This window comes from Phenylobacterium sp. GW821-FHT12F10 (genome assembly GCF_058806695.1).
This window is the reverse complement of the sequence record NZ_JBXAPY010000001.1, coordinates 890,466-916,497: the sequence shown is the minus strand read 5'-3', so window position 1 is coordinate 916,497 and position 26,032 is coordinate 890,466. Positions and strand designations below refer to the sequence as shown.

Here is a 26,032-nt window from a genome sequence, read left to right as displayed (position 1 = left end):
CCCCTATCGGCTTTCCTAATGAGGCGCGCTCCAAGATGCCCCTGTCGCTTCCCGCCGCCCCGCTGTTCGGCCAGCCGGTCCCGCAGCAGCCCCGCCCCGAGGTCCTGAGCTTCCTGGCCACCCGCCGGTCGGCCTCGGCCGTCACCCTTGCCGAACCGGCGCCGTCCGCCGACGAACTGGCCGGCCTGCTGCGGCTCGCCGCTCGGGTTCCCGACCACGGCAAGCTCGCCCCCTGGCGGTTCATCGTCCTTGAGTCCGCCGCCAAGGCGGTCTTCGCCGATCGCCTGGAGACCCTGGCCAATTCCCGCGGCGACGCCCGCTCCGCCGCCAAGTTGGCCAAGCTGAAGATCCCGCCGCTCGGAGTCGCGGTGGTTTCGCGGCCGAGGACGGGGGAGATTCCGGAATGGGAGCAGTTGCTCTCGGCCGGCGCGGTGTGCGCCACCCTGCTCTACGCCGCCCTGGCCCTCGGCTACGGCGCCAACTGGATCACCGACTGGTACGCCTATGACGAGGAGGCCAAGGCCATCCTGGGCCTGGAGCCCGGGGAGAAGGTGGCGGGCTTCGTGTTCCTGGGCACGCCGAAGGAGCCGCCGCAGGAGCGGGAACGGCCCGATCTCGCCAGCCTGATCACCACCTGGCGGCCCTGAAACACAACGGCCGGACGACGAAGGGTCGCCGCCCGGCCTGAAGTGTGACACGCCCGAGGAGAGTTGGGCGAGCTATCCTTACCCCATTTTGGCGACGTCGGCTAGTCGACCCTTGATTCGCGCATCGGACTGTCCCAGCTCGGGACTCTATCGGTCGACCCGATCAAAGATCGCCGCGACGGACGGGCCTCGCTTTACTGTGAAGCTTTCGGTCTGACCTGCAAACACCTGCCACGATGTCACGGCCCGACTTCACCGAAGGCCTGAAACCTCGTCAGCCGCGGCCGCGATAGGGCGCGACACCTTGGTCGGGGATCCACAGGCCTTCCGGCGGGGCGCCGCTCTGCCAGAAGACGTCGATGGGAATGCCGCCGCGCGGGAACCAGTAGCCGCCGATGCGCAGCCAGCGGGGCTGGGCGACCTCGACGATCTTGCGGCCGATGGCCACCGTGCAGTCCTCGTGGAACGCCCCGTGATTGCGGAAGGCGCCCAGATAGAGCTTCAGCGACTTGGACTCGATCAGCCAACCGGCCGGGGCGTAGTCGATCACCAGGTGCGCGAAATCCGGCTGCGCCGTCACCGGGCACAGGGAGGTGAACTCCGGGACCGTGAACCGGGCCAGGTAGAGGCTGTCGGCCTGGGGGTTCGGAACCCGCTCGAGTACGGCCTCCTCCGGCGAGGCGAAGCCGCGGGCCTCGCGGCCGAGCTGGGTCAGGTGGGTCTCATCCATGGCGCGCGCTTTACCGCCCGCGGGCGCCCGCCGCAACCGAGACTCCGGCGTGGCGAGGGGGTATCACGGCTCAAACCAAGGGGAAGGGACGCGTGATGAGCGGCAAGGACTTCAACGAATTCGTGGTCGTCGTGACCGGCGCCTCCACCGGCCTGGGGCGCGCCATCGCGGTGGAGACCGCCAGCCGCGGCGCCGCGGCGGTGATCATCAACTACGCATCGAGCGCCGAGGAGGCCGCCGAGACCGCCCGTCAGGTCGAGGCCCACGGCGCCAAGGCCGTGGTGGTGCAGGGCGACGTGGCCTCCGACGAGGACTGCCGCAGGATCGTCGCCGCCGCCGAGCCCTTCGGTCGGATCGACGCCCTGTTCAACAACGCCGGCGTCACCAAGTTCGCGCCCAACCACGCCGATCTCGACGCGGTCACCGCCGAGGACTTCCTGCGTCTGTACAGCGTCAATGTGGTGGGGGCCTATCAGATGGTCCGCGCCGCGCGCGCCCTGCTGGAGGCCGCGCCGCAGCCGGGCGCCGTGGTCAACACCTCCTCCATCGCCGGCGTGGCGGGCATCGGCTCCTCGGTGCCCTATGCCGCCTCCAAGGGCGCCCTGACCACCATGACCCTGTCCCTGGCCCGGGCGCTCGCCCCCAGGATCCGGGTCAACGCCATCTGCCCGGGCTTCATCGACACGCCCTGGTTCGGCAAGGGCGTGGGGGCCGAGCGCGCCCAACGAATGCGCGAAGGCGCCGCGGCCTCGACCCCGCTCAAGGCCGCCTCCAGCGCCGAGGATATCGCCGGGGCTGCGGTGTTTTTGGCCGCCCCTGCTTCGAAACATATCACCGGCGAGACTCTGCTGGTTGATGCGGGGACTCACCTCAACTATTCGCCCCTGGCGATGCGTTGACGCTTGACCTCCAAGGGCGCGCCGTGGCGCCTAAGGCACAGGTTGGCGCCTAAACGCTCGGCGCCACACTCTGTTAACGCACATTTTTCGAGCAGCGGGTAGTTGGGGGCCGCCTGTGCGCCGCCCCGCGTTGATCTGAGCGCCACCCCCGTGGCGATCTCCAGTGACGGTTGGGCGAAGCTCGGCTGAAGAAAATGGGGATAAACGAAATGAAGACTCTCAAGATCATGCTTCTCGCCGCCGCGGCCACCGCCGCCATGGGTGGAAGCGCTCTCGCCGCCGACGACGACATCGCGCTGTCCTTCAACCTCGGCGCCGCCAGCGACTACATGTTCCGCGGCATCAGCCAGACGGATAACGGCGGCCAGATCTTCGGCGGCGCCGACGCGACCCTGTATGGCATCGGCTATGCCGGCGTGTGGCTGTCGAACGTCGAGTTCAACAACGGCACCGACCTGGAATACGACCTCTACGCCGGCGTGAAGCCCGTCGTGGGCCCGGTCAACCTTGACCTGGGCGTCTACTACTACGGCTACACCAACCAGCCTTCCGGCAGCCACGAAGACTACGTCGAGTACAAGGCCGCCGGTTCCACCGCGGTCGGTCCGGCCACGGTCGGCGCGACGGTCTTCTATTCGCCGGAGTTCTTCGGCAAGACCGGCAAGGCCACCTATTATGAGCTGAACGGCTCCATGCCGGTCGTCGAAAAGGTGTCGGTCTCCGGCGCCGTCGGTCACCAGGAAGTCGAAGGCGCCTTCGACTACAACACCTGGAACCTGGGCGTGGGCTACGCCCTCAACGACCACGTCGGCTTCGACCTGCGCTACTGGGACACCGACGAGCACGGCTTCGGCGACATCTATGACGCCAAGGTCGTCATCGGCGTGAAGGCCAGCTTCTAAGCCTTCAAGCCAGGTTTGCTTTCGGGAAAGCCGCCCCATCCGGGGCGGCTTTTCTATTTTTCGCCGAGACAAGCTCGAGTATCTGCGCCGACCGCCGGTGAAAACATGCGTTCACTCGCCCGATAGGGGCAAGAACCGCGCTCCGCCGGGAGTTTCATTGGACGGTCGCGCCGACACCTCTATGGTGGCCGGTTAGACGACCTGAGCGGAGCACGATTCCATGGAGCAGATGGCCAACCGAGCCCAGACCGTCGTCGTCGACACCTTGATCGCCGCCGGGGCGTTCTTCCTCGCCTATCTGCTCTCGGCCACCCGCACCCTGGGCCTGGACGATGGCGGCTCCCTCTCGAGCCTCAACGTCGTCCAGCTGGTCTGCCTCTATGGCGGGCTCGCCGCGGTCTTCTCCACCGTCTTCCGCCGCGAACTCTCCCCCTGGCGCTATGTCTCCATTCCCGACGCCCTGGTCCTGGCCCGGACCGCGGTCCTGACCGCCGGGGTCTTCCTGCTGGCGGTCTTCGTCATCGACCGGGCGAGCGGCCTGCCGCGTTCGGTGCTGGCCATGGCCACCATCTTCCAGATGACCGGCTCGATGGGCGCGCGGATCATGCGCCGCGCCCTGCACGAGCACGCCCTCGACAGCTTCGCCCCGCTGAAGTCCGTCCGTGACCGCGCGCCCCAGGCCCCGTCCCTGCTGCTGATCGGCCCGACCGCGCTGGCCGACACCTATCTGCGCGACGTGGCGCGCCGCCACGACCATGCCTGGACCCCGGTGGGCATCGTCGGCCCGGAGGCCCGCGACGTCGGTCAGCAGGTCCGTGGCGTCTGCATCATCGAGTGCATCGACAACCTCGACGCCGCCCTGGCCGACCTGCGCCGCTGGAACCGCTACCCGCGCGCCATCCTGTTCCTGGACGAGCCCGGCCGCCTGAAGGGCCTCACCGCCGATCAACTGGGCCGGCTGAAGAACGACGGCATCCGCCTGCTGCGCCTGCCCTCCATCGTGGAGCTGTCGCAGCATGACGGCATGGCCCTGCTGCCGATGCGGGAAATCAGCGTCGAGGAGCTGCTGGCCCGCGAACCGATCGAACTGGACCACGAGGCCGTCAAGGCCCTGATCCACGGCCGCCGGGTGCTGATCACCGGCGCCGGCGGCTCCATCGGCGCCGAGCTGGTCCGGCAGGTCGCCGCCTATCAGGCCGCCCACGTCACCATGCTGGACTTCTCGGAGACCTCGCTCTTCGAGATCGACCGCGAACTCGGCGAGACCTTCCCCAGCCTGTCGCGTCACGCGGCCCTGGTGGACGTGCGCAACGCCAACCGCATCGCCGAGTGCTTCCAGCGCCAGAAGCCCGACCTGGTCTTCCACGCCGCCGCCCTCAAGCACGTCTCCATGGTCGAGCGGCACCCCTGCGAGGGCGTCCTGACCAATGTGGTGGGCACCTGGAACGTCGCCGAGGGCGCCCGAGCGTGCGGCGCGGCCCAGATGGTGCTGATCTCCACGGACAAGGCCGTCGACCCCTCCAACGTCATGGGCGCCACCAAGCGCCTGGCCGAGGCCGTGATCCAGGCCCAGCAGAACGGCCGCGGGACGCGCTTCTCGGCCGTGCGCTTCGGCAACGTCCTGGGCTCGGCCGGCTCGGTCGTGCCGATCTTCAAGTCTCAGATCGACCGCGGCGGGCCCGTCACCGTGACCCATGAGGAGATGGCCCGCTACTTCATGACCATCCCCGAGGCCGCTCAGCTGGTGCTGCACGCCACCGCCACCAGCGCCGAGGGGGGCGAGACCTCCCACGCCCGCCTGTTCCTGCTGGAGATGGGCGAGCCCGTGCGGATCATGGATCTCGCGCGCCAGATGATCGCCCTGTCGGGCCGCCTGCCCGGCAAGGACATCGAGATCGAGATCACCGGCCTGCGTCCCGGCGAGAAACTCACCGAGGCCCTGCTGGACGAGACCGAGCGCTCCCTGCCCTGCGCGCCCAAGGTCATGGAGGTGGTCTCCTCCTCGGCTCTGCGGATCACCGCCAACCATCTGGTTGATCTCGAAGGCCTCGCCGACAAGGGCGATGTCGACGAGGTGCGGCGCGCCCTCTTCGACCTGGTCGCCCAGATCCGCGGCGAGAAGCCCGGCGCCGCCCCGGCCCTGCGGGTCGTGGCCAACGGCTAGGCCGCGGTCTCCGACCCGGGTCCGCCCGGTCGGCATGACATCATTCTACGGTAAGAGAGTTACATGGCGATCGTACTTGTCACCGGATCGGCGGGCTTCATCGGCTCGCACGCCGCCCATCGCCTGCTCGATCGCGGGGACCAGGTGGTCGGCCTCGACGACCTCAACGCCTACTATGATCCGACCCTGAAGCAGGCGCGCCTGGCCCGCCTGGAGGCGCGCGAGGGCTACCGCCACGCCAAGATCGACCTGGCCGACCGCGAGGCCGTCGCCAAGCTGTTCCAGGACGTGAAGCCCGACGGGGTGATCAACCTCGCCGCCCAGGCCGGCGTCCGCTACAGCCTGGAAAACCCCGAGGCCTATGTGGACTCCAACGTGGTGGGCTTCCTCAACATCCTTGAGGGCTGCCGCGCCACCCAGCCCAAGCACCTGGTCTTTGCCTCCACCAGCTCGGTCTACGGCGCCAACGGCAAGCTGCCTTTCTCGGTGCGCGATCCGGTGCACCATCCGATCACCCTCTACGCGGCCACCAAGCTCGCCAACGAGTCCATGGCCCATTCCTACGCCCACCTGTTCGGCATCCCCTCGACAGGCTTCCGGTTCTTCACCGTCTACGGTCCGTGGGGCCGGCCGGACATGGCGCTGTTCAAGTTCACCGACGCCATCCTCAAGGGCGAGCCCATCGACGTCTACGGCCAGGGCAAGATGCAGCGGGACTTCACCTATGTGGACGATATCGTCTCGGGGGTGATCGCAGGTCTCGACCGGCCGCCGGGGATCGACCCGACATGGGACGCCCAGGCGCCCAATCCCGCCACCAGCGGCGTCGCCCCCTGGCGCATCCTCAACCTCGGCAACAGCCAGAGGGTGGAACTGATGCGCTATATCCAGGTGCTGGAGGAGAAGCTCGGCCGCAAGGCGCAGCTAAACCTCATGCCTATGCAGCCGGGCGACGTCAGCCGCACCGAGGCCGACACCGCCGAGACCCAGGCCGCCCTCGACTACGCGCCCGCGACCCCCATCGAGACCGGCATCGGACGGTTCGTCGACTGGTACCTGGACTACTACAAGCCCAAGGGCGCCTGAGGTTTTCACCTCTGAGGATTGTATCTCTTCGCCTGACGCGGGCGCGGGGTTGAGGCGCCCCGGGTTGGGGCCTACGACTTGCACCCAGCCCTGGGGGGGTGCTTCAATATGATACGCGTTGTGTTCTGGTGCGGGGTCGCCTTGGCGGCCATCACCGCTTCGGTCGGGTGGGGTTCCATCGACCGCTCCTTCACCTATTTCCGCGACAACGCCTATGAGCGTGAGGCCGCGCTGCAGCAGTGCCTGTCCGGCGAGGCCCACGGCGTCATCTGCCAGAACGCCGCCCGCGCCGCGCGGACCGTCGCCGCCCGCGAGGGCCTGATGGGCCTCTATTCCCCGACCACCACCACCGCGGTCGCCTCGATCCGCTAGCTACTCGCTGCGGAGCGCCGGGGCCGGGCGGCGCGACAGGGCCTGCAGCGACGCCGCCAGGCCGCCCAGCGCCGCCAGCAGGGCCGCTCCGCCCACCAGGGCGGCGATCCCCGACCAGTCCACGCTCCATTGGGCCTGGAAGACCTTAGTCACGATGGGCCAGGCCGCGGCGCAGCCCAGGGCCACGCCCGCCGCGCCGGCCACCACGCCGACGGCGCCGTACTCCAGGACATAGACACTGAGGATCTGGCCGCGCGAGGCCCCCAGGACCTTCAGGATGGCGGCCTCGCGCATGCGCGACTGGGCGCCGGCCGCGATCGCCCCGGCCAGGACCAACAGGCCCGCCAGGGCGGCGACGGCCGCGGCGCCGCGGATGGCGAGCGCCAGGCGGCCGAACAGCTCGGTGGCCGCCTCCAGCTGCTCGCGCACGGAGATGACATTGACCTCGGGGAAGTCGGCGCCCAGGGCCCGCGTGGCCGCGGCCTCCTGCACCCTGCTGGCCTTGGCTATGGCCACATGGCGCAGGTTGGCGCCCTCAAGGGCCGCGGGGTCCAGCACCAGGGGGAAGCTGGCGCCGAAACCGCCGAAGTCCACCTTGCGCAGCACCGCCACCCTGGCCTCGATGTCACGGCCCAGGACCGAGAGGGTGACCCGATCCCCCAGCTTCAGATTTCCGGCCTTGGCCACGTCGGCCTCCATCGCCAGCAGGGGCGGCCCCGAATAGCCCGCCGGCCACCAGCGCCCCGCGACGATCCCAGCGTTGGGCGGCTCGGCCCCGATGGCCGAGAGCGAGATGTCGTTGTCATAGGCCCAACGCTCGGAGGCGGCGATCTGGCTGGCCACCACCGGCCTGCCCTTGATCTGGCTGATGCGCCCGGTGGCGAAGGGCGCGCGGAGATACATGTCGGGGGTCAGGGCGCGGCCGAAGGCCGTGGCGAGGGCGGCGTCGAAGGCGGCCGTCCGGTCGCCGGGGATTTCGGTGAACACCAGGGCCGGCGCCGTGCGGGGCGCCACCTCGGCCACCTGCCGCAGCAGGCTCGACTGGATCAGGACCACGGCGGCCAGCAGGGCGACGCCCAGGCCGATGGCCGGCGCGGCGGTGCGCGCCGCCGAGCGGGGACCAGCGAGGCTGGCGAGGGCGATGCGCAGGGGTCCCCGCGCGCCGATTCGCGCCCGGCCCGCCAACCAGGCGCCGCCTAACCCCAGGGCCCAGAGCACGATGAAGGCCGCCGCCACGCCGGCGATCATCACCCCCGCCGCCAGGGGCGTCGGCGCCGTGGCCACCGCCAGGCCCGCCAGGGCCGCGGCCGCCAGCAGGGCGCCAACCATCTCCACCCCCCAGGCGAACCGCGTGGGCAGGTCGTGCCGGAACAGGGTCGCGGGCGAGGTCAGCCGGGCGCGCGCCAGGGGCGCCAGGGCGAAGGCCGCCGCCGAGAGCAGGCCGAAGGCCGCGGCCTTGAGCAGGGGAATCGGATAGACGCCGAACAGGGCGGGCACGGGCAGGTCGTCGGCGATCAGCGCGCCCAGGACGAGCGGCGCGGCCGCGCCGACCACCAGGCCGATCGCCACCCCCAGCAGGGCCAGGGCGCCGATCTGGATCAGATAGAGATTGCGCACCAAGGGTCCCTCGCCGCCCAGCGCCTTCAGCACCGCGATCACCGGCTTGCGCTGCTCGAGGAAGGCCGAGACCGCCCCGTGCACCCCAAGCCCGCCCGCCACCAGGGAGGCCAGGCCGATGAACCCCAAGAAGTATTCCAGTTGCTCGATCAGCCGGCGGATGCCCGGCGCGGCCTCGTCGCGCTCGCGTATCCGGGCTTCGGCGCCCTTCAGGGCCTTGCCCAGGGCCTTGGCGGCCGGCGCGGTGGCCTCGCCGGGCGGCAGGGCGATCCGCGCGGTCTCACCGAAGGGCAGGCCAGGCGCCAGGAAGCCCCCCTGCTCCACCACCTCCACCCGGGTCAGGACCCGCGGCCCCAGGGCGAAGCCCCGCGACAGACGGTCGGGCTCCTGCAGCAGCACCGCGCGGGCCACCATGGGGGTGTTCCCCACCAGCAGCCGGTCTCCCAGCTTCAAACCCAGCCGGTCCAGCAGGGCCTGCTCCACCGCCGCCCCGGGCACGCCCTTCACGGGCGCCAGGGCCTCGGCCAGGGAGGCGGCGCCCCGCAACTCCACCTTGCCGGCCAGGGGATAGGCGCCGCCCACCCCGCGCAGCTCCACCAGCCGCCGCTCGCCGGAGGGCGCCTCGGCCATGGCCCGGGCGCTGACCGCCCAGGACACCTGGCCCATCTTGGTGATCGCCGCCCGTTCGGCCGGGGTGAAGCGGCGCTGCTCCAGGGTCGCGGCCAGGTCGCCGCCGAGGATCTCGCGCGCCTGGCTGGCCAGCCCCCGGCGGAAGGCCTCGGCGGTCGAGCCGGCGGCCGCGATGGCGGCCACCCCCAGGGCCAGGCAGGCCAGGAAGATGCGGAAGCCCCTCACCCCGCCGCGCAGCTCGCGCAGCGCGAAGCGCCAGGACAGCGGCGTCATGCGGCGAGGACCGTGCGTCCGTCGCTCAACCGAACCTGCCGGTCGGCGCGCCGGGCCAGGGCCTCGTCATGGGTGACCAGGACGAGGGCGGCGCCGCTCTCGGCCACCAGGTCGAACATCAGGCCGGCCACCAGGGCGGCGTTGGCGGCGTCGAGATTGCCGGTGGGCTCGTCGGCGAACAGCAGGGCCGGCCGCGGCGCCAGGGCGCGGGCGAGCGCGATCCGCTGCTGCTCCCCGCCGGAGAGCTGGTGCGGATAGTGTCGCCCCCGGGCCGAAAGCCCCACCCGGTCGAGCCAGGCGCGGGCCAGGTCGGCGGCGTCGCGGCGGCCGGCGATCTCCAGGGGCGCGGCGATGTTCTCCACCGCCGTCATGTTGGGCAGCAGATGGAAGGACTGGAAGACCAGGGACACGCGCCCCCGCCGCAGCCGGGCGCGGCCGTCCTCGTCGAGCCGGGCGAGGTCCTGCCCGAACAGGCGCACAGTCCCGGCGGTGGGCAGCTCCAGCCCCGCGGCCACCGAGATCAGGGAGGACTTGCCCGACCCCGAGGGCCCGGTCACCGCCACCCGCTCGCCGGGCGCCACGCGGAAGTCCAGGTCGCGCAGGATGTCGACGGTCCCCGCCGCCGAGGGCAGGCTGAGGCAGACCCCGTCGAGGGCCACAGGCGAAGCGTCGTCCGTCGTCTGGGCCAAGCGCCCTCCAAGTCCATTGAGCCGCCGTCTTGAGCCCTTAAATAGGACAGAGTCATGACCGACACACCCATCCCATGCTGACCCGCCGAGACCTGATCGCCGCCGCCGCCCTCGCCGCCCCGCTGCGGGTCCTGGCGGCGGCCCGCCCCGTGGTGACCATCCTGGGGGATTCGATCACCGCCGGCTTCGGCCTGCCGGCCTCGGCGGCCTTCCCCGCGCGGCTGCAGGCGGAGCTGGCCCGGCTGGGCAAGACCGCCACGATCCGACCGGCCGGGGTTTCCGGCGACACCACGGCCGGCGGCCTGGCCAGGGTGGACTTCAGCGTCCAGCGCGACACCCGCCTCTGCATCGTGGCGCTGGGCGGCAACGACCTGCTGCAGGGGCTGAAGCCCTCGGCGACCCGGGCCAATCTGGAGGCCATCGTGCGGCGGCTCAAGGCGCGGAAGATCAAGGTGCTGCTGGCGGGCCTGGCCGCGCCGCCGGCCATCGGCGGGGGCTATGCGCGGGAGTTCAACGCAGTGTTCCCGGCGGTGGCCAAGGCTCAGGGCGTGGCCTTCTATCCCAACTTGCTGGCCGGGGTGGCGGGCCTCACCAGGCTCAACCAGCGCGACGGCATCCACCCCAACGCCCAGGGCGCGGCCCTCATCGCGCAGCGGCTGGCGCCCACCGTGGCCCGGGCCCTGGGCTAGAGCCGCAGATCGGCCTCGCCCTTGGGGAAGACCGACTTGACGTCGTAGAGCACCGCGTCTGGCTTGCCGAGGGCGCGGATGGCGGGCAGGCCCATCTCCAGGAAGGCCGAATGGGCCACGGCCAAGACGACGGCGTCATAGGCGCCCGGCGCCAGGTCGGCGATCGGGCGGACGCCGTATTCCTGCTCGGCCTCGTCGGGGTTCACCCAGGGATCGTGGACGTCGACGGCGATCCCGTAGTCGGCGAGCTCGCGGACGATGTCGATGACGCGGGTGTTGCGCAGGTCGGGACAGTTTTCCTTGAAGGTCAGGCCCATAACCAGCACCCGGGCGCCGCGCACCTTGGCGTCGCGATGGATCAGGGTCTTGATCAGGCTCTGGGCGATATAGGCGCCCATGCCGTCATTGATCCGGCGTCCGGCCAGGATCACCTGCGGATCGTAGCCGGCGTCCTGGGCCTTGTGGGTCAGGTAGTAGGGGTCGACCCCGATGCAGTGGCCCCCCACCAAACCCGGCTGAAACTTCAGGAAGTTCCACTTGGTCCCGGCGGCGGCGAGCACCTCCTGGGTGTCCACGCCCAGGCGGTTGAAGATCAGGGCGAACTCGTTGATCAGCGCGATGTTCAGGTCGCGCTGGGTGTTCTCAATCACCTTGGCGGCCTCGGCCACCCGGATGGAGCTGGCCAGGTGGGTGCCCGCCGTCACCACCGCGCCGTAGAGGGCGTCGACGAAGGCCGCGGCCTCCGGCGTCGAACCCGAGGTGACCTTGATAATCGAGGACAGGCGGTGCGCCCGGTCGCCGGGATTGGCGCGCTCGGGGCTGTAACCGGCGAAGAAGTCGGTGTTGAAGGTCAGGCCCGAGACCTGCTCCACCACCGGCACGCAGTCCTCCTCGGTGGCGCCCGGATAGACGGTGGATTCGTAGATCACCACCCCGCCCTTGGAGATCGCCCGGCCCACGGTGCGGCTGGCGGCCAGCAGGGCCGAGAGGTCCGGCCGTTTGTGGCGGTCGATGGGGGTGGGCACGGTGACGATGAAGACGTTGCAGGCCTTCAGGTCCGCCTCATCGAGCGAGAAGGACAGGTTGGCGGCGGCCTTCAGCTCGGCGGCGTCCACCTCCAGGGTGCGGTCGTGGCCGGCCTTCAGCTCGGCGATCCGCTCGGCCCCGATGTCGAAACCGACGACGGAATAGTGCTCCGCCAGCGCCACGGCGAGGGGCAGGCCGACATAGCCCAGTCCGATGACCGCGATGTTCACCGGGGACCGGGTGAAGGGACTCTCAAGCATTCTCGTCTCGACGCCATCGGCGCATCGTCCGCCGCGCGCCCTGACTAGCATGGATCGCCGCCCTGACAGCCCCCGTCAGTTGGCGGCGGCCGCCTGGGCCAACGGGTTCGGAGTCGGCGGCGCCACCCGGGTCAGGGTGTTGCGGTCGGTATGGTGGAAGGGGTCGGGCCGGCCGCGGACCTGCAGGATGGTGTCCTCGAAATAGGACCAGGTTCCGTCGGGGTTGACCGTCACCACCATCCGGAAGGCGTCGGTGCGGAAAGCGTGCTCCAGGAAGCCCTGGGAGCAGATGCCGTATTCTGTGGAGCCCCGCGTGGCGCTGACCTCGAACTGGGTGGCGTCGGCCTGGGCCTTTCCGCCGGCGAGCACGATCTGGCCGCGGGGAATGGTCAGGGAGTGGACGATCATTCCGGTAGCCGGCTCCCAGAGCCAGTAGCCCACCTGGTCGTGATAGGTCTCCACCTCCCCCGGCTTCACCATGTGGGCGTGATAGCGCAGGCCGTAGAGCAGCTGAGGCCCGTTGGACTGCGGGTCGATGGGCTGCAGTTCGATGTGCTCGACATAGTCCTGGCGGCGCGGGGTCTCGGCGTCGGGATTGATGTCGAACCCCTTCACTCCCACCCAGACCCCGGCCAGGGGGCGCAGCGGGCCGAGATTGGCCAGGGTGTCGACATCGATGTCATCCTGCTCGGAGAAGATGTCCTCGGGGAAGTCGGTCATGGCGGTCCCGCGCGCTGTTGCCCATCCGCCTTAACAGGCTTGGCCGTGGGCGCGTCAAGGGCCGGCGGCTCAACCGATGGCGGGCGCCAGGAAGCGGCCCGCAATCAGGGCGGCCTCGGTCCGGTTGCGCGCTCCGGTGAGCTGCAGGATCGAGTGGATGTGCAGCTTGACGGTTCCCGGCGTGATCCCCAGGGCCTCGCCGATCTCACGATTGGTCTTGCCCACCGCCATCTGCTTGAGGACCTCCAACTGGCGCGCCGAGAGGCCGGCCGCCGAGCGGGGAACCCGCAGGCCGACCTGGTCGGGCAGGATATCGCGCGGGAAGTAGGCGCCGCCCACGATGACGGCCTGGAGGGCCGACTTGAACTGCGGCAGCTCGAAGTCCTTGGAGGCGTAGCCGCTCGCGCCGGCGTCCCTGGCCAGGCGCGCGAAGGTCGGATTGACCCGGTCGTCCACCACGATCGCGGCGGCCGGCGCGGCGATCGACAGGAGACGCCGCAGGGCGCCGAACTCATAGTTGATGCTGAACAGGTCGACGAGCAGCAGCTCGGGCTTGAGGATCTCGGCCTGGTTTAGGGCCGCTTCCATGGAGGCGGCGTGGCGCACCGATCCGACACCCCCGACCTCCGCCAGGAGCTGGACGATCGCCATCCGGCAGATCGGCTTTTCCTCGACCAGCAGGAGCGCCTTGTCGGGGTTCCGCGCCGTCGATCCCGGCGTTGGGCGCACGGCCGCAGGATTCCTATCGATCAAAGTGGGGCAGCCGACATTGGGCACTCGAAATCACAAAGACCATATACACGCAATGGTTAATGGCCGATTCGTCGCACGGCCAGGCCATCACGTCTCTATATCCTCAGATATAGACAAGATGATTCGCGCGACTTCAACGAACCCGCTTCGTCGAAGGCCACAGATACAAACTCAAGGTCGATCCATATCAGCGTTATATCTTGCGATATATGTATCTATGTTTGTGCATATCAATTCTAACCAATAGGTTGAGTGACCAGTGCGAATTTTTGTTCTGTTAATATTAATCGCGCGGCATGGGAGGATCAACTTGAGGAAGCCGTCATGTCTCAAAATGACTCCCTGGCCGACCGTCTGAACTTCATGCAGCTGGACGCCGCCGCCCAGGCCGACCTCCGTCGGACCAAGGCGGTGATCATGGGGGAGCTGCCAGGGGCTCTCGACGCCTTCTACGCGCAGATCCAGTCCTATCCCGAGACCCGCAGGTTCTTCAGCAGCCAGGGTCACGTCGCCAGCGCCAAGAGCCGCCAGGTCGGTCACTGGGAGACGATCTCCAGCGGCCAGTTCGACCCGGCCTATGTGCGCGCCGTCACCACGGTGGGCGAGACCCACGCCCGCATCGGCCTGGAGCCCCGCTGGTACATCGGCGGCTACGCCCTGGTGCTGAGCTCGCTCATCGGCGCGGTTCTCAAGGCCCGCTGGCCGAGGGGCGGCTTCGGCGCCAAGGGCCCCAAGGTCTCCGAGGTCGCCGCCGAGCTGGGGGCCCTGGCCAAGGCCACCCTGCTGGACATGGACTATGCGATCTCGGTCTATCTGGAGGCCGCCGAAGCCGCGCGCAAATCCGCCCAGGCCGAGACCCTCGCCCAGGAGCGCGCCGTGGTGGTGGGTTCGGTCGGCGCCGGCATGGCGGCCCTGGCCGCCGGCGACCTCACCTACCGAATGCCCGAGGACCTGCCCGAGGAGTACCTGCAGCTCTGCCGCGACTTCAACGCCGCGGTCGCCCAGATGGAGGACACCATGGCGGCGGTGGCCCGCACGACCTCGGCCATCGGCGCCAGCTCCGATGAACTGGCCCACGCCTCCGACGACCTGTCGCGGCGGACCGAACAGCAGGCCGCGGGCCTCGAGCAGACCGCCGCGGCCCTCGACGAGATCACCGCCACGGTGTCCAACACCGCCGACGGCGCCCGTCAGGCCAGCAGCGCCGTCGCCGAGGCCAAGGGCCAGGCCGAGCGCTCGGGCGAGGTGGTGGCCCTGGCGGTCAGCGCCATGGGGCAGATCGAGGACTCCTCGCGCCAGATCAGCCAGATCATCGGGGTGATCGACGAGATCGCCTTCCAGACCAACCTGCTGGCGCTCAACGCCGGGGTGGAGGCCGCCCGCGCCGGGGACGCCGGCCGGGGCTTCGCCGTGGTGGCGTCCGAGGTCCGGGCGCTCGCCCAACGCTCCGCGGAAGCGGCCAAGGAGATCAAGACCCTCATCTCGGCCTCGGGTCAGCAGGTCGACCAGGGGGTGTCCCTGGTGGGGGAGACCGGCCAGGCCCTGCAGGCGATCGCCAACAAGGTGGCGGAGATCGACTCCGTCATCTCGGGAATCTCGGCCTCGGCCCAGGAACAGGCCACCGGCCTCTCGGAGGTGAACGCCGCGGTCAACCAGATGGACCAGGTGGTTCAACAGAACGCGGCCATGGTGGAGCAGTCCACCGCCGCGACCCACGCCCTGAAGGCGGAGACCGCGGCCCTGACCGAGCTGATGACCCGGTTCCAGGTGGGCATGGACGCGCGGAGCGGTCCGGCGCCGGTCCGAATCCCCATGCCGGTGAAGCCGTCCGCCTCCCCGGCTCGAGCCCTGACGCAGAGGCTCGCCGCCAGCTACGGCGGCGGCGCCCAGGAGGCCTGGGAGGAGTTCTAGAGCCTGGCTTCCAGGCGCTCGCAGGCGGCCTGCAGGCTCTCGATGGCGCCGATCACCTCGGCGCGCTGCTGCTCCAGGGCGGCGATCCGCTGCTGGAAGGCGCGCAGGGCCACGGCGTTCTGGACCGCGTCGCCATCCTCGGGATTGTGCAGGTCGAGGACCTGGCGGATCTGGGCCAGGGACAGGCCCACCCGCCGGCCGCGCAGGATCAGCTGCAGCCGGGCCCGGTCGCGGCGGGAATAGATCCGCTGCTGGTCGCGGCGCGCCGGCTCCAGCAGACCCTGCTCCTCGTAGTAGCGAAGGGTGCGGGGCGTCACCTCGAACTCACGGCACAATTGGCCGATGGTCAGGGTGGTGGGCGGGCGGCGAAGGCTGATGGTCATGGCTGGGGCCTCTCTCACTCTTGCGCTTATTCTAGTTCACGCGCCGGGCGCGGCCAGCCCAATATGGCTCGCGCAGTTCGCGACGCAGGATCTTGCCCGAGGCGTTGCGGGGCAAGGCCTCGATGAAATCGACGGTCTTGGGCGCCTTGAAGGCGGCGATGCGGGTGCGCGCGAAGGCGATGATGCCGGCCGGATCGGGAGTCGCGCCGGGCTTCAGCGCCACCACCGCCTTGACCGCCTCGCCCCAGGTGTCGTCGGGCACCCCGATCACCGCCACCTCGGCCACGTCCGGATGGCCGTAGACGGCGCTCTCCACCTCGGCGGGATAGATGTTCTCGGCGCCGGAGATGATCATGTCCTTCACCCGGTCGTGGATGAAGAGGTAGCCCGCCTCGTCCAGATAACCGGCGTCCCCGGTGCGCAGCCAGCCGTCGGCGCCCACCGTGGCGGCGGTGGCCTCGGGCAGGCGCCAGTAGCCGGCCATGTTGGAGCTGGAACGGATGGCCACCTCGCCCACCGTATTGGCCGGCAGGGTCGCGCCGGCCTCGTCGATGATCTTCAGCTCCACGCCGGGCATGGGCAGGCCCGCGGCCCGCATGCGGGCGTTGCCGGCCGGGTCGTGATCCTCGGGCGGCAGGTAGACGATGGTGCCGCAGGTCTCGGTCATGCCGTACTGCTGGCAGAAGCCGCAGCCGAACACTTCCATGCACTCCCGCAGCAGATCCAGCGGGATCGGCGAGGCGCCGTAGAGGATGTACTTCAGGCGGCTGTAGTCGACCTCGCGGGCCCGAGGCTGGCGCACCACGATCTGCAGGGCGGCAGGCACCATGAACATCTTGGAGATGCGGTCGCCCTCGATGAAGTCCAGAACCTTGAAGGGATCGAACTCCCGGGCCACCACCCCCTTGGCGCCGTTGTAGAGACCGACGATCCCCCAGCCGGTGCCGCCGATATGGCCCACCGGCATGGCCACCAGGCTGACGTCGTCCGGGCCCCAGCTGTTCCAGGGCATGTTGGCCTCCGCCGAGCGGCGGCGGCCCGAGAGGATGTTGTCGTGGGACAGCATGGCCCCCTTGGGCCGGCCCGTGGTGCCGGAGGTGTAGAGCTGGACCGCGACGTCGGAGGGCGCGATGGCGAGGCCGGGATCGGTGTCGGGCGCGGCGTCGCGCCAGGCCTCGTAGACCGGAGCGCCACCGGCCTTGGCGGCCTCCATGGCGATGACGGCCGGGGCGGGATCCAAGCCCTCGAGAATGGCCGGCGCCAGGTCCATCACCTCGGGGCCGATGAAGACCACCGGGGCCGCGGAGTCTCCCAGGATATAGGCCATCTCCGGCGGGGCCAGCCGCCAGCCGATGGGGGTCATCACCGCCCCCATCTTGGCCGCCCCGAACAGCAGTTCGAAATAGTGGTCGCTGTTCTTGCCGATGTAGGCGATCCGCTGACCCTTGCCGACGCCCTGGGCGATCAGGGCGTTGGCCACCCGGTTGGTGTGGCGCTCGAAGGTCGCGAAGTCGGTCTCCCGCCCCTCGAACACCAGAGCCGTCGCCGAGGGACGTTCCCGCGCGTGGTAGCGCGGGATGTCCCCCAGGGTGGGCATCTGGTCGAAATCGACGGCGGCGACCGGCTCCGCGACACTCATACGCTAGTCCCTAGTACTTGACGGTGAAGGAGGCGCCGAAGGTCCGGGTCTGACCGGGGAAGCGCACCACCACGTTGGCGTTGCTGCTGACCGCCGACCAGTAATACTCGTCGGTCAGGTTGCGGCCCCAGATGGAGGCTTCCCAGCGGTCGTCGCTGGAATGGATCCCCAGGCTGGCGTTCAGCAGGCCGTATTTCGGGATGGCGAACAGCGGGTTGCCCTCCAGATCGGCGTGCGACGAGGACTGGTAGCGGCCGTTGACCGCCGCCTGGATCCCCAGCTTGTCGTTCAGGTCGTGCTTGTAGAGCAGGGTCAGGCTGCCCTGGAACTTCGGGCTGTAGAGGAAGGGCTTGCCGTCGAAGCTCGCCGTCTGGCCCGCCGAGTTGATGCCGATATAGTCCTGCACCTCGGTGTGCAGCCAGGTGCCCGAGGCGATGGCGGTGAAGTCGGAATTGATCCGCCAGGTGACGTCGCCGTCCAGGCCGTAGGCCATGGACTTGGGCACGTTGGCCAGGCGGGCGAGCGCCGTATAGATCGGGTCGGCGAAGTAGACGCTGAGCTGCTTGTCCTCGTAGTCGTAGTAGAACAGCGAAGCGTTGGCCTGGACCCGGTGCTCGAACAGGGCCGCCTTCAGGCCCACCTCATAGGCCAGCAGCAGCTCCTGGGTCGCCGGGGCGTCCTGGGTGGAGATGTTGGCGGCGTTCACCGGGGTGGCCCCGGACTTGGCGCCCTGGGACACCGAGCCATAGACCAGCAGGTTGGGATCGGGGGTCCAGTTCAGCGCCACCCGCCAGGCCAGATTGTCCTCGTCGAGCTTGGAGGTCACCAGGCCGAAGCTGTGGGTGGTGGGGTTGAAGGTGTTGCACTGGCCCTGGCTGATGGGGGCCACCAGGCCGTGAGCCGCGAAGAACAGGAAGCGGTTGGTGATGTTGACGTTGGGCAGCATGTTGCCGTTGAAGTCGCGCGAGCAGCCGGCGAAGTCCTGCTTGTCGCGGGTGTAGCGCAGGCCGGTGGTCAGCTTGAACTGATCGTTCAGGCGCCAGTCGGCGTTGGCGAACACGCTCTCGGTGGTGGCCTGGATATCCCCCTGGTCGCGATAGGTGCGGAAGGCCTGGCTGGCCTGCAGCGCCGTGTAGCCGCCGGAGTTGAAGGGGGTCAGCAGCAGGCTGTTGGTGTAGAACCGGATCGTCCCGACATTGGCGTTGTCGCCCAGCAGGGTGCGGTTGGAGTCGAGGATCTTATCCTTGCCGTAATAGACCCCCACCAGCCAGTTCACCCGGTCGGTCTCGCCCTCCAGGTGCAGTTCCTCGCCGATCGACCGGATCTTGCCCGCCGCCTTCTGGACCAGGATCTCATAGGGGGCGCCGCTCCAGTCGAAGGTGGCGTCGCGGGTGAGCTCGTTGTGGTTGGTGAGGGACACCAGGCGCATGTGCTCGCCGATGTCGTAGCCGACCCGCAGCTTCACGCCAGTGAACTCGTTGTCCTCCCGCAGCGGCCCGCCGATCCCCAGGCCCGTGCCGATGTCGGTGGCGCGCCGGGCGTAGGGCGCCCAGTCGGCCTGGGTGGCGTCGGTGGGCATGTGGGTGGCGATGTAGCTGGTCAGGCCCGCGGCGTTGAAGGGGCTGGCCGCCGTCGCCGGGGTGAAGCCGATGCCTTGCGCCGCCACGGTGTCGGACTTGTTGCGCCAGGCCGTGAGCGAGGCGTCGATGCTGAGCGCCTCGGTGGGCTGCAGGGCGAGCGAGGCGCGGATCCCGTAGCGGTGGACCTCCCCCAGCTTCTCGCCGCGGGTGTTGCTGCGCTGCCAGCCCTCATCGCTGTCGTCGGTGCGGAAGGCCAGGCGCGCCTGGACGCCCTCGGTCAGCGGCCCGCTGATGAAGCCCTCGAAGTTGTGGGTCTTGTAGTTGCCCACCTCGGCGGTGACGCCGGCCTCGAAGCTGTCGGTGGGCTTGTTGGTGACGAAATCGATCAGGCCCGCCGTGGTGTTGCGGCCATAGAGGGTGCCCTGCGGCCCCTTGAGGACCTCGACCCGCTCCAGGTCCATGATCGGCCCGGTGTTCATCATCGGATAGGCGTAGGCCACCTCGTCGACATAGGTGCCGACGGTGGAGGTGGCCGAGAGGTTGATGGTGTTGAAGCCGATCCCGCGCAGGGTGTAGGTCGGCACCCCCTGATAGCTCTGCGAGACGCTGAAGCTCGGGACCACCGTCGCCAGGTCCTTGACCGTGGTGACGTGCAGTTCGCGCATCTGTTCGCCGCGGAAGGCCTGGATGGCCATGCCGATGGTGTTGGCGGTCTCTTCCCGGCGCTGGGCGGTGACCACCAGGGTCTCCACCGTGTTGTCGTCGGCCGGCGGCGCCGTCTGGGCCATGGCCGGGGCGTAGGCCGCCAGAGCGGCGGTGGAAACGCTCATGGCCAGCATGGCGCGCAGCGTGTGGATCTTGGTCATCGCCTTGTCCCTCCCGAAATCGCGGACGCCTTCTGCCGGGCGTCCGTCATGCTGGTCAGGGTCGCGAGGACCGGGTCGGCGCACAAGCTATCGAAGCTGATAGGGTCACCTAGGGTCGGGCGCTCAGAGCCCCAGGACCAGCCGGGCCATGATGTCGCGCTGGATCTCGTTGGAGCCGCCATAGACGGAGGCGGCGCGGTCGTTGAGGTAGCGGGCGGTGACCGTGAGGGAATGCTCGGGGCCCACCCAGTCGAGGTTGGAGCCGGGGGCACGGGCCTCGATCTGGTCGACGGCGGCATAGGCGCCGGCGCCCTCCATCGCCAGTTCGTCGATCATCTGCAGGGTCTCGGTCCCCTGGGTCTTCAGCATGGAGGAGGCCGGCCCCGGATTGTTTCCCGCCGCCAGGGCGGCCAGCACCCGGTGTTCGGTCATCTCCACCGCCTCCACAGCGCAGGCGGCCCGCGCCAGCCGGGATCGGAAGGCCGGATCGTCGATCAGCGCGCCGCCGCCATCGCCCGCCTCGGCCCGGGCCAGCGCCGTCACCGCCTCCAGGGCCACCTTCAGCCCCGGCCCGGAACCGCCGCCGCGCTCGAACTCCAGCAGGTACTTGGCCACCGTCCAGCCGGCGTTCTCGGCCCCGATGCGGTTGGCCTGGGGGACGCGGACCTGATCAAAGAAGACCTGGTTGACCTCGTGCTCCCCGGCCAGGGTGACGATGGGCTGCACGGTGATGCCGGGGCTCTGCATGTCCAGCAGCAGGAAGGTGATGCCGGCCTGGGCCTTGCCGTCGGTCCGGGTGCGGACCAGGCAGAACATGCGGTTGGCCCAGTGGGCGTGGGTGGTCCACAGCTTGGTCCCGTTGAGCAGGTAATCGTCGCCGTCGGGAACGGCGCTCAGCGCCAGGGCCGCGAGATCGGAGCCCGCCTGGGGCTCGGAATAGCCCTGGCACCAGTAGTCCTCGCCCGAAAGGATTCGGGGCAGGTAGTGGGCCTTCTGCTCGGGGGTGCCATGACCCATGATCACCGGCCCCACCATCTTCAGCCCCATGGGCGCCAGGCTCGGCGCGCCCGCCCGGGCGCACTCGGCGGCGAAGATGGCCTTCTGCATCACCCCCCAGCCCGGCCCGCCATATTCCACCGGCCAGGAGGGCGCGGCCCAGCCGCGGGCGTGGAGAATCCTCTGCCAGGCCAGGCTGTAGGTCTTGTCCATGAAGACGCTGGTGGCCCGGCGGCCGGCCCGGCGCAGCTCCGGGGTCAGGGAGTCAGCCAGGAAGGCGCGGACCTCGCCCTGGAAGGCGAGCTCGTCGGCGCTGAGGTCGAGATTCATGGGCGCGGGTCTCCGGCGCCCCTTGGCGCATCTCCAGGCTTGCGAAATCCAGGGACGCGCACAAGCTATCGTCGGTGATAGCCTTGCGGGGAGGAGCGCCGACATGAACGAGATCGACGGCTACGCCCAGGAGGTGGCCCGGCTGGGCGCCGAGCTTGGCCTGCCCTTCATCGCCGTCAGCGCTGACTTCTCCAGCCCCGAGCCGGTGCTGGGCTCCGACGGCAAGCCCTATGCCGAGACCCTGTTCCGCTGGGTCGACCCCAAGCTGGAATACTGGAAGGACCGCGGCTTCGCCCTGCGCACCCCCTTCGTCCTGGCCGCCCGCTATGTGGCCGAGCCCTTCTATTTCACCGACGGGCGATTCGCGACCTGGCGGCCGGTGCCCCAGCTCGACGCCATCACCGTGGACCGCTCGGCCCGCGACCACGGGGTGGCCGGCGCCATCATCGCCCCCACCTACCTGCCCGGTGGCCTGATCGGGGCGGTGGTCTGGGCCACGCCCGACCCGGAGGTTCCGGTGAAGGCCCTGTTCGAGGCGCACGCGCCGCGCCTGCACGTGGCGGCGCTCAAGTTCATCGCCGCCTATAACGACACCCGCGGCGCGACGCCCCGGGCCGACGCGCCGCGCCTCACCCGGCGCGAGATCCAGTGCCTGAAGTGGGCGGCGGCCGGAAAGACCGACGCCGACATCGGCGAGCTGGTGCGCATCTCCGCCCCCACGGTCCGGTTCCACCTGAAGAACGCCGCCCAGAAGCTGCGGGTGGTGGGCCGCTCCCAGGCGGTGCGGGAGGCCGCGTCCCTCGGCTATGTCGGCGGCGGCCACAACCCGGCCCGGCCCAACGCCTAGGGCGCTCATGACTCGCGCCATCCTGCTCTGGGCCCTGGTTCTCGCCGCCGGCGCCTTCGCCCTGCAGTGGATGGAATACCAGTACCTGGCGCGCGCCTTTCCGTTGAAGATCTACATCGCGATGATCGGCCTGGCCTTCGCCGCCGGCGGGGTCTGGGTCGGATGGAGGCTCAACGCGCGGACGCCCGCCGGCCCCTTCGAGCCCAACACCGCGGCCATCGCCGCCCTGGGCCTCACCCGCCAAGAGGTCAAGGTGCTGGAACGGCTGGCGGCGGGGCAGTCCAACAAGGAGATCGCCCGCACGCTCGGGGTCTCCCCCAACACCGTGAAAACCCACGCCGCCCGGCTGTTCGCCAAGCTGGAGGTCAGCCGCCGCACCCAGGCGGTGCGCAAGGCCCGCGACCTGCGCCTGTTGCCGTGAAACGCGCCGCCCAAACGGCCGATCCGCACGATCTCACCCTTTCGGGTGATAGCCCCACCCCCGCCCCGCCCGCATCCTCAGGGCCAAGCCGCGCAGCAGAGGAGTTTCCGGCATGACCCGCACCATCCTGACCTATGGCCTGATCTCGGGCCTGATCATCATCTTCGGCATCATCGGCACGATCGCGCTGAACGGCGGCGCGCCGCACGACAATGTCTGGCTGGGCTATCTCGTCATGCTGGTGGCCCTGTCCTCCATCCTGGTGGGGGTGAAACAGTACCGCGACCAGGCCCTGGGTGGGGTGATCCGGTTCGGGCCCGCCTTCCTGATGGGGCTGGCCATCGCGCTCGTGGCCTCCCTGGCCTATGTGGCGGTCTGGGAGGTCTATCTGGCGGCGACCCACTACCAGTTCATGGACGCCTATGCCGCCCAGGTCCTGGCGGCCAAGCGCGCCGCCGGCGTCACCGGCCCGGCCTACGCCAAGGCGGTGGCCGAGATGGAGACCCTGCGGGCGCAGTACGCCAACCCGCTGTTCCGCCTGCCCATGACCTTCGTGGAGATCTTCCCGGTGGGCCTGCTGGTGGCCCTGGTCAGCGCCGCCCTGCTGCGGGCGCCGGGCTTCCTGCCGGCGCGCCGGCCGGTCTCAGCGGCATAGGGCCTGGACGCTGGCCAGGTCCTGCACGATGTGGCCCAGCGACTTGTAGGCGGTGATCTGGTCCCGCGACTGGCGGCCGGGGATGGCGCCGGACAGCACCTGCCCGATCTCGCCCACCACATGGTCGTCGTCGATCCGCCCCGAGGCCTTGGCCTTGAGGAACTCCGCCCCCTGGGCCAGCACCCCTTCGCGGCTGTCGGCGACGAAGCGGCAGGCGGCCACCAGGTCCTCATCCACCTCCACGGGGCCGGGACGGCTGGAGCCGACGAGGTTCAGGTGCGTCCCGGGCCGGACCCAGGCGCCCTTCAGGATCGGCTCCTCCGATCCGCTGACCGTGCAGATGATGTCGGCGTCCGCCACCGCGCGCTCGACCTCGGCGCAGGCGACGACCGGCAGGCCGGTCTCGGCGGCCATGCGCGCGGCGAAGGCCGCCGCCCGCTCGGGCGATCGCCCCCAGACCGTGACGTGGTCGATGGGGCGCACGTGGCGCAGGGCGCGCAGGTGGGTTTCGGCCTGCTCCCCGTAGCCGAGGATCGCCAGGCGCGTGGCCTCGGGACGGGCCAGGGCGTCGGTGGCCACGGCGCTGGCCGCGGCGGTGCGGATAGCGGTGACCTCGCCGGCATGGGCGACGCAGATCGGCGCGCCGGTGTCGGGATCGAACAGCACCACCACCCCCTGGTGGGACGGGGCGCCCTTGGCGAAGTTCTCCGGGAAGATGCTGATCAGCTTGGCGCCGAACGCCGCCCGGTCCCCCAGGGCGCCGGGCATGATGCCGAACAGCCGGCCCTCGGCCAGGGGGATGATGGAGCGCAGGTGCTGGCGGGTCTCCCCCGCCGAGAGCGCGATCATCGCCGCCCGCACGATGGGAATGGCCACCTCATAGGTCAGCCTTTGACGCACTTCGTCCTGGTCGATGATCCGCATGGCCCACACTAGGGGCGCGCCCGCGCCGGGGCCAAGCCCTCAGGGCGCCGGCGGCCGGTGATGCAGTTCCAGGCCCTGGGCGCCGTTGCGGGGGAAGCCCTTCCAGGTGAGGCCGGCGCCCCCCGGACTGAGGGCGCCGTAGCTCGCCGGCGGCGGGGACGGCCACCTGGAATCGTTGCCGACCGCCACGTCCGTGGTGAGGTAGGCGGCGCGGCTGGCGTCACCCTTCACCTGGAGGTCGAGGAAGGCGGTGATCATGTGCTGGCTGACGGCCATGATCTTGTCCTTGCGCCAGACCGGGTCCTCGAACCAGTGGAAGTCCCACAGGGTGTCGCGCATCGAGGCCGGCGCGCTGCTCATGCCGATGCTGTGGCCGCCGTTCTGAAACACCAGCATGTAGCGGTCGGCGTGGACCGCCTGGTCGAACACCGGCCTGATCCCGTCGGGGAAGCCCACCGTGCGGTCCTGGTCACCGGCGATGATCAGCAGGGGCGCGGTGACGCCGGCCAAGCCTTCGGCCCCCCAGGTCTTGAACCGTACCCCCGCCGGGGCGATGGCCACCACCGCCTTCAGGCCGGGAATCGCCAGCTCGTCGGCTCGTGCGCCGCCGCGGGCATAGGGTTTCATCAAGCCGCCGGGGACGGCAGCGGCCCCGCCGGCCGGATCCAGGCTGGCGCCGGCCACGGTGAGGACGCCGTAGCCGCCCATGGAATAGCCCATCAGCGCCACGCGGCTGACGTCGGCCCCCAGCAGGGCGCCCTTGCCGGCCTGGGCCTGCAGTTCATGGGCCACGAAGGCGATGTCCAGCGGCCGGCGCAGGAAGGGCTCGGGGAAGCCCTTGCCGTCGCTGATGTCGGGATCGCGGTGGTGGATGCCCGCCACCACATAGCCCTTGGAGGCCAGGTTCTCGGCCAGCCAGGTCATGGCGGCCGGCGTGCCGCTATAGCCGTGGGAAAGGATCACCAGGGGGAAGGCCCCCTTGAGCGGCGGGGCGTCGCGCACCGCGATCCCCGCCACGGTGAAGGCCGCGGGGGGCCTCGGCGGCTCGGCCGGCAGGGTGTCGGCATAGGTGACGGGCCTGGCCTTGGCCGGCGCCGTGGCGGGATACCAGATATCCACCGGCAGGCTGCGGTCCTTCAGGGGCGCGGCCCCCCTGGCGGCGTCATAGGCCAGGACATCGGCCTGGCCGGGCTGGACGAGGACGAGGGATCGCACGCCCACGCCATGGGGCCCCAGCCGGGCCAGCTCCGGCGCGTCGACCCCCGGACGGCTGGGCGGGGTTTCGGCGAAGGCGACGGTGGCGAAGAGGCCAAGGGCCAGGGCGAGGCCGAACCTGAGCATGCGATTCCTCTGGGATTGCCGCCGACCGGGTGAGCAGCGCGCCCGGTGCATAGCCTTGGAATGTCGACTTTATGCGAAGGTCGGGCGCCGGTCGCGATCTCCCAGGCCGGGTGACGATGCCTTGATCGCGTTCAACCTCGGCGTCGATCGCGGCGCACAGGCTTGGTCACACACCGCCCTTGATCAGGATCAAGCCCTTCTCCCTGCATCGGGCGTTCATAGATAATTGGGCGCTGGATCGGTCCCTGCGGCTCTGGATGAGGTTGATCGGCGATGAGCAGAAATCCCTCCGACTGGATGTGGGCCGACGCCCTCGGCATGCTGGCCCGCGCCGAGCGGGCGCATCGGCACTTCTTCCAGCCCGCCATTCCTCAGCCCCGACAGGCCAGTTGGGAGCCCCCCGTCGACGTCCTGGAGACGGAGGCGGAGGTCTTCGTGATCGCCGCCCTGCCTGGGGTCGCCATGGAGCAGATCGAGGCCGCCATCGACGGCGCCTGCCTGCTGCTCTCCGGGGAACGGGCGGTCCCGGCCGCCCTGCACAACGCCGTCATCCATCGCATGGAGCTTCCGCAGGGTCGGTTCGAACGGCGCGTGCCCCTGCCCGCCGGGCGCTACGGCGCGGTGACGCGCCAGATGTGGAACGGCTGCCTCATCGTCAATCTGCGAAAGGCCCTGTGAGGTC

At 69.9% G+C, this 26,032-nt stretch carries 24 protein-coding genes; 12 read left to right on the top strand and 12 right to left on the bottom strand.

Going from position 1 to position 26,032, the window contains the following annotated elements; translation table 11 throughout:
• The first annotated feature begins 35 nt into the window (after positions 1-35).
• Entirely contained in the window at positions 36-647 is a 612-nt protein-coding gene (locus AC1RN5_RS04595; protein WP_493040069.1) for a nitroreductase family protein, read from the top strand.
• A 274-nt stretch (positions 648-921) separates the two neighbouring features.
• Here the strand turns inward: AC1RN5_RS04595 and queF are convergent, their stop codons facing one another.
• Positions 922-1,377 carry a preQ(1) synthase gene (gene queF, locus AC1RN5_RS04590; RefSeq protein ID WP_421932276.1) on the bottom strand — a complete coding sequence of 152 codons (456 nt, stop codon included), beginning with the start codon at positions 1,375-1,377 and terminating at the stop codon, positions 922-924.
• Between the two features lie 95 nt (positions 1,378-1,472).
• On the opposite strand from queF, the gene AC1RN5_RS04585 reads away from it, so the two are divergent.
• From AC1RN5_RS04585 to AC1RN5_RS04565, 5 genes are all read left to right on the top strand, one after another.
• Positions 1,473-2,276 carry an SDR family NAD(P)-dependent oxidoreductase gene (locus AC1RN5_RS04585; RefSeq protein WP_493040068.1) on the top strand — a complete coding sequence of 268 codons (804 nt, stop codon included), beginning with the start codon at positions 1,473-1,475 and terminating at the stop codon, positions 2,274-2,276.
• A gap of 209 nt (positions 2,277-2,485) precedes the next feature.
• Complete coding sequence (locus AC1RN5_RS04580) at positions 2,486-3,178, top strand: TorF family putative porin (RefSeq protein ID WP_493040067.1); 693 nt, start codon at positions 2,486-2,488, stop codon at positions 3,176-3,178.
• Between the two features lie 220 nt (positions 3,179-3,398).
• Entirely contained in the window at positions 3,399-5,342 is a 1,944-nt protein-coding gene (locus AC1RN5_RS04575; RefSeq protein WP_493040066.1) for a polysaccharide biosynthesis protein, read from the top strand.
• 63 nt (positions 5,343-5,405) lie between these two features.
• Positions 5,406-6,428, top strand: coding sequence for an NAD-dependent epimerase (locus AC1RN5_RS04570; RefSeq protein WP_493040065.1), 1,023 nt, complete (start codon positions 5,406-5,408; stop codon positions 6,426-6,428).
• A 108-nt stretch (positions 6,429-6,536) separates the two neighbouring features.
• Positions 6,537-6,800: a hypothetical protein gene (locus tag AC1RN5_RS04565; RefSeq protein ID WP_493040064.1), complete on the top strand. Its 264-nt coding sequence runs from the start codon at positions 6,537-6,539 to the stop codon at positions 6,798-6,800.
• Here the strand turns inward: AC1RN5_RS04565 and AC1RN5_RS04560 are convergent, their stop codons facing one another.
• Complete coding sequence (locus AC1RN5_RS04560; protein ID WP_493040063.1) at positions 6,801-9,320, bottom strand: ABC transporter permease; 2,520 nt, start codon at positions 9,318-9,320, stop codon at positions 6,801-6,803.
• Entirely contained in the window at positions 9,317-10,009 is a 693-nt protein-coding gene (locus AC1RN5_RS04555) for an ABC transporter ATP-binding protein (protein ID WP_493040062.1), read from the bottom strand. Before AC1RN5_RS04555 ends, AC1RN5_RS04560 begins: the two co-directional genes overlap by 4 nt.
• Positions 10,010-10,083: 74 nt before the next feature.
• On the opposite strand from AC1RN5_RS04555, the gene AC1RN5_RS04550 reads away from it, so the two are divergent.
• On the top strand, positions 10,084-10,698 hold the full coding sequence (locus tag AC1RN5_RS04550; protein ID WP_493040061.1) for an arylesterase: 615 nt from the start codon (positions 10,084-10,086) through the stop codon (positions 10,696-10,698).
• Here AC1RN5_RS04550 and AC1RN5_RS04545 read toward each other — a convergent pair.
• From AC1RN5_RS04545 to AC1RN5_RS04535, 3 genes are all read right to left on the bottom strand, one after another.
• Positions 10,695-11,984: a nucleotide sugar dehydrogenase gene (locus AC1RN5_RS04545; protein WP_493040060.1), complete on the bottom strand. Its 1,290-nt coding sequence runs from the start codon at positions 11,982-11,984 to the stop codon at positions 10,695-10,697. The two genes, AC1RN5_RS04550 and AC1RN5_RS04545, sit on opposite strands and share 4 nt — an antisense overlap.
• Positions 11,985-12,059: 75 nt before the next feature.
• Positions 12,060-12,704: an FABP family protein gene (locus AC1RN5_RS04540; RefSeq protein WP_493040059.1), complete on the bottom strand. Its 645-nt coding sequence runs from the start codon at positions 12,702-12,704 to the stop codon at positions 12,060-12,062.
• A 69-nt stretch (positions 12,705-12,773) separates the two neighbouring features.
• Complete coding sequence (locus AC1RN5_RS04535; RefSeq protein WP_493040058.1) at positions 12,774-13,433, bottom strand: LuxR C-terminal-related transcriptional regulator; 660 nt, start codon at positions 13,431-13,433, stop codon at positions 12,774-12,776.
• Positions 13,434-13,781: 348 nt separating this feature from the next.
• Between AC1RN5_RS04535 and AC1RN5_RS04530 the strand changes: the two genes are divergently transcribed.
• On the top strand, positions 13,782-15,368 hold the full coding sequence (locus AC1RN5_RS04530; protein WP_493040057.1) for a globin-coupled sensor protein: 1,587 nt from the start codon (positions 13,782-13,784) through the stop codon (positions 15,366-15,368).
• On the opposite strand, the gene AC1RN5_RS04525 is transcribed toward AC1RN5_RS04530, so the two are convergent.
• From AC1RN5_RS04525 to AC1RN5_RS04510, 4 genes are all read right to left on the bottom strand, one after another.
• Positions 15,365-15,751 carry a MerR family transcriptional regulator gene (locus AC1RN5_RS04525; RefSeq protein WP_493040056.1) on the bottom strand — a complete coding sequence of 129 codons (387 nt, stop codon included), beginning with the start codon at positions 15,749-15,751 and terminating at the stop codon, positions 15,365-15,367. The genes AC1RN5_RS04530 and AC1RN5_RS04525 overlap by 4 nt on opposite strands.
• Before the next feature lie 31 nt (positions 15,752-15,782).
• On the bottom strand, positions 15,783-17,390 hold the full coding sequence (locus AC1RN5_RS04520) for a fatty acid--CoA ligase (protein WP_493040055.1): 1,608 nt from the start codon (positions 17,388-17,390) through the stop codon (positions 15,783-15,785).
• A gap of 10 nt (positions 17,391-17,400) precedes the next feature.
• Entirely contained in the window at positions 17,401-19,836 is a 2,436-nt protein-coding gene (locus AC1RN5_RS04515; RefSeq protein ID WP_493040054.1) for a TonB-dependent receptor, read from the bottom strand.
• 123 nt (positions 19,837-19,959) lie between these two features.
• Positions 19,960-21,162: an acyl-CoA dehydrogenase family protein gene (locus AC1RN5_RS04510; protein WP_493040053.1), complete on the bottom strand. Its 1,203-nt coding sequence runs from the start codon at positions 21,160-21,162 to the stop codon at positions 19,960-19,962.
• A gap of 103 nt (positions 21,163-21,265) precedes the next feature.
• Here AC1RN5_RS04510 and AC1RN5_RS04505 point away from each other — a divergent pair, with 103 nt between their 5' ends.
• The 3 genes from AC1RN5_RS04505 (at position 21,266) to AC1RN5_RS04495 (ending at position 23,085) form a co-directional block, all read left to right on the top strand.
• On the top strand, positions 21,266-22,009 hold the full coding sequence (locus AC1RN5_RS04505) for a helix-turn-helix transcriptional regulator (protein WP_493040052.1): 744 nt from the start codon (positions 21,266-21,268) through the stop codon (positions 22,007-22,009).
• Between the two features lie 7 nt (positions 22,010-22,016).
• Positions 22,017-22,430, top strand: coding sequence for a response regulator transcription factor (locus AC1RN5_RS04500; RefSeq protein WP_493040051.1), 414 nt, complete (start codon positions 22,017-22,019; stop codon positions 22,428-22,430).
• A gap of 112 nt (positions 22,431-22,542) precedes the next feature.
• Positions 22,543-23,085 (top strand): DUF4199 domain-containing protein, encoded by a 543-nt coding sequence (locus AC1RN5_RS04495; RefSeq protein ID WP_493040050.1) that lies wholly within the window; start codon positions 22,543-22,545, stop codon positions 23,083-23,085.
• Here the strand turns inward: AC1RN5_RS04495 and AC1RN5_RS04490 are convergent.
• Both AC1RN5_RS04490 and AC1RN5_RS04485 read right to left on the bottom strand, forming a co-directional pair.
• Positions 23,074-24,009 (bottom strand): ornithine cyclodeaminase family protein, encoded by a 936-nt coding sequence (locus AC1RN5_RS04490; RefSeq protein ID WP_493040049.1) that lies wholly within the window; start codon positions 24,007-24,009, stop codon positions 23,074-23,076. The two genes, AC1RN5_RS04495 and AC1RN5_RS04490, sit on opposite strands and share 12 nt — an antisense overlap.
• Before the next feature lie 39 nt (positions 24,010-24,048).
• Positions 24,049-25,350: an alpha/beta hydrolase family protein gene (locus tag AC1RN5_RS04485; protein WP_493040048.1), complete on the bottom strand. Its 1,302-nt coding sequence runs from the start codon at positions 25,348-25,350 to the stop codon at positions 24,049-24,051.
• Between the two features lie 273 nt (positions 25,351-25,623).
• Here AC1RN5_RS04485 and AC1RN5_RS04480 point away from each other — a divergent pair, with 273 nt between their 5' ends.
• A complete protein-coding gene (locus tag AC1RN5_RS04480; RefSeq protein WP_493040047.1) occupies positions 25,624-26,028 on the top strand; it encodes an Hsp20/alpha crystallin family protein in 405 nt (134 codons plus the stop codon).
• Positions 26,029-26,032: the final 4 nt, after the last annotated feature.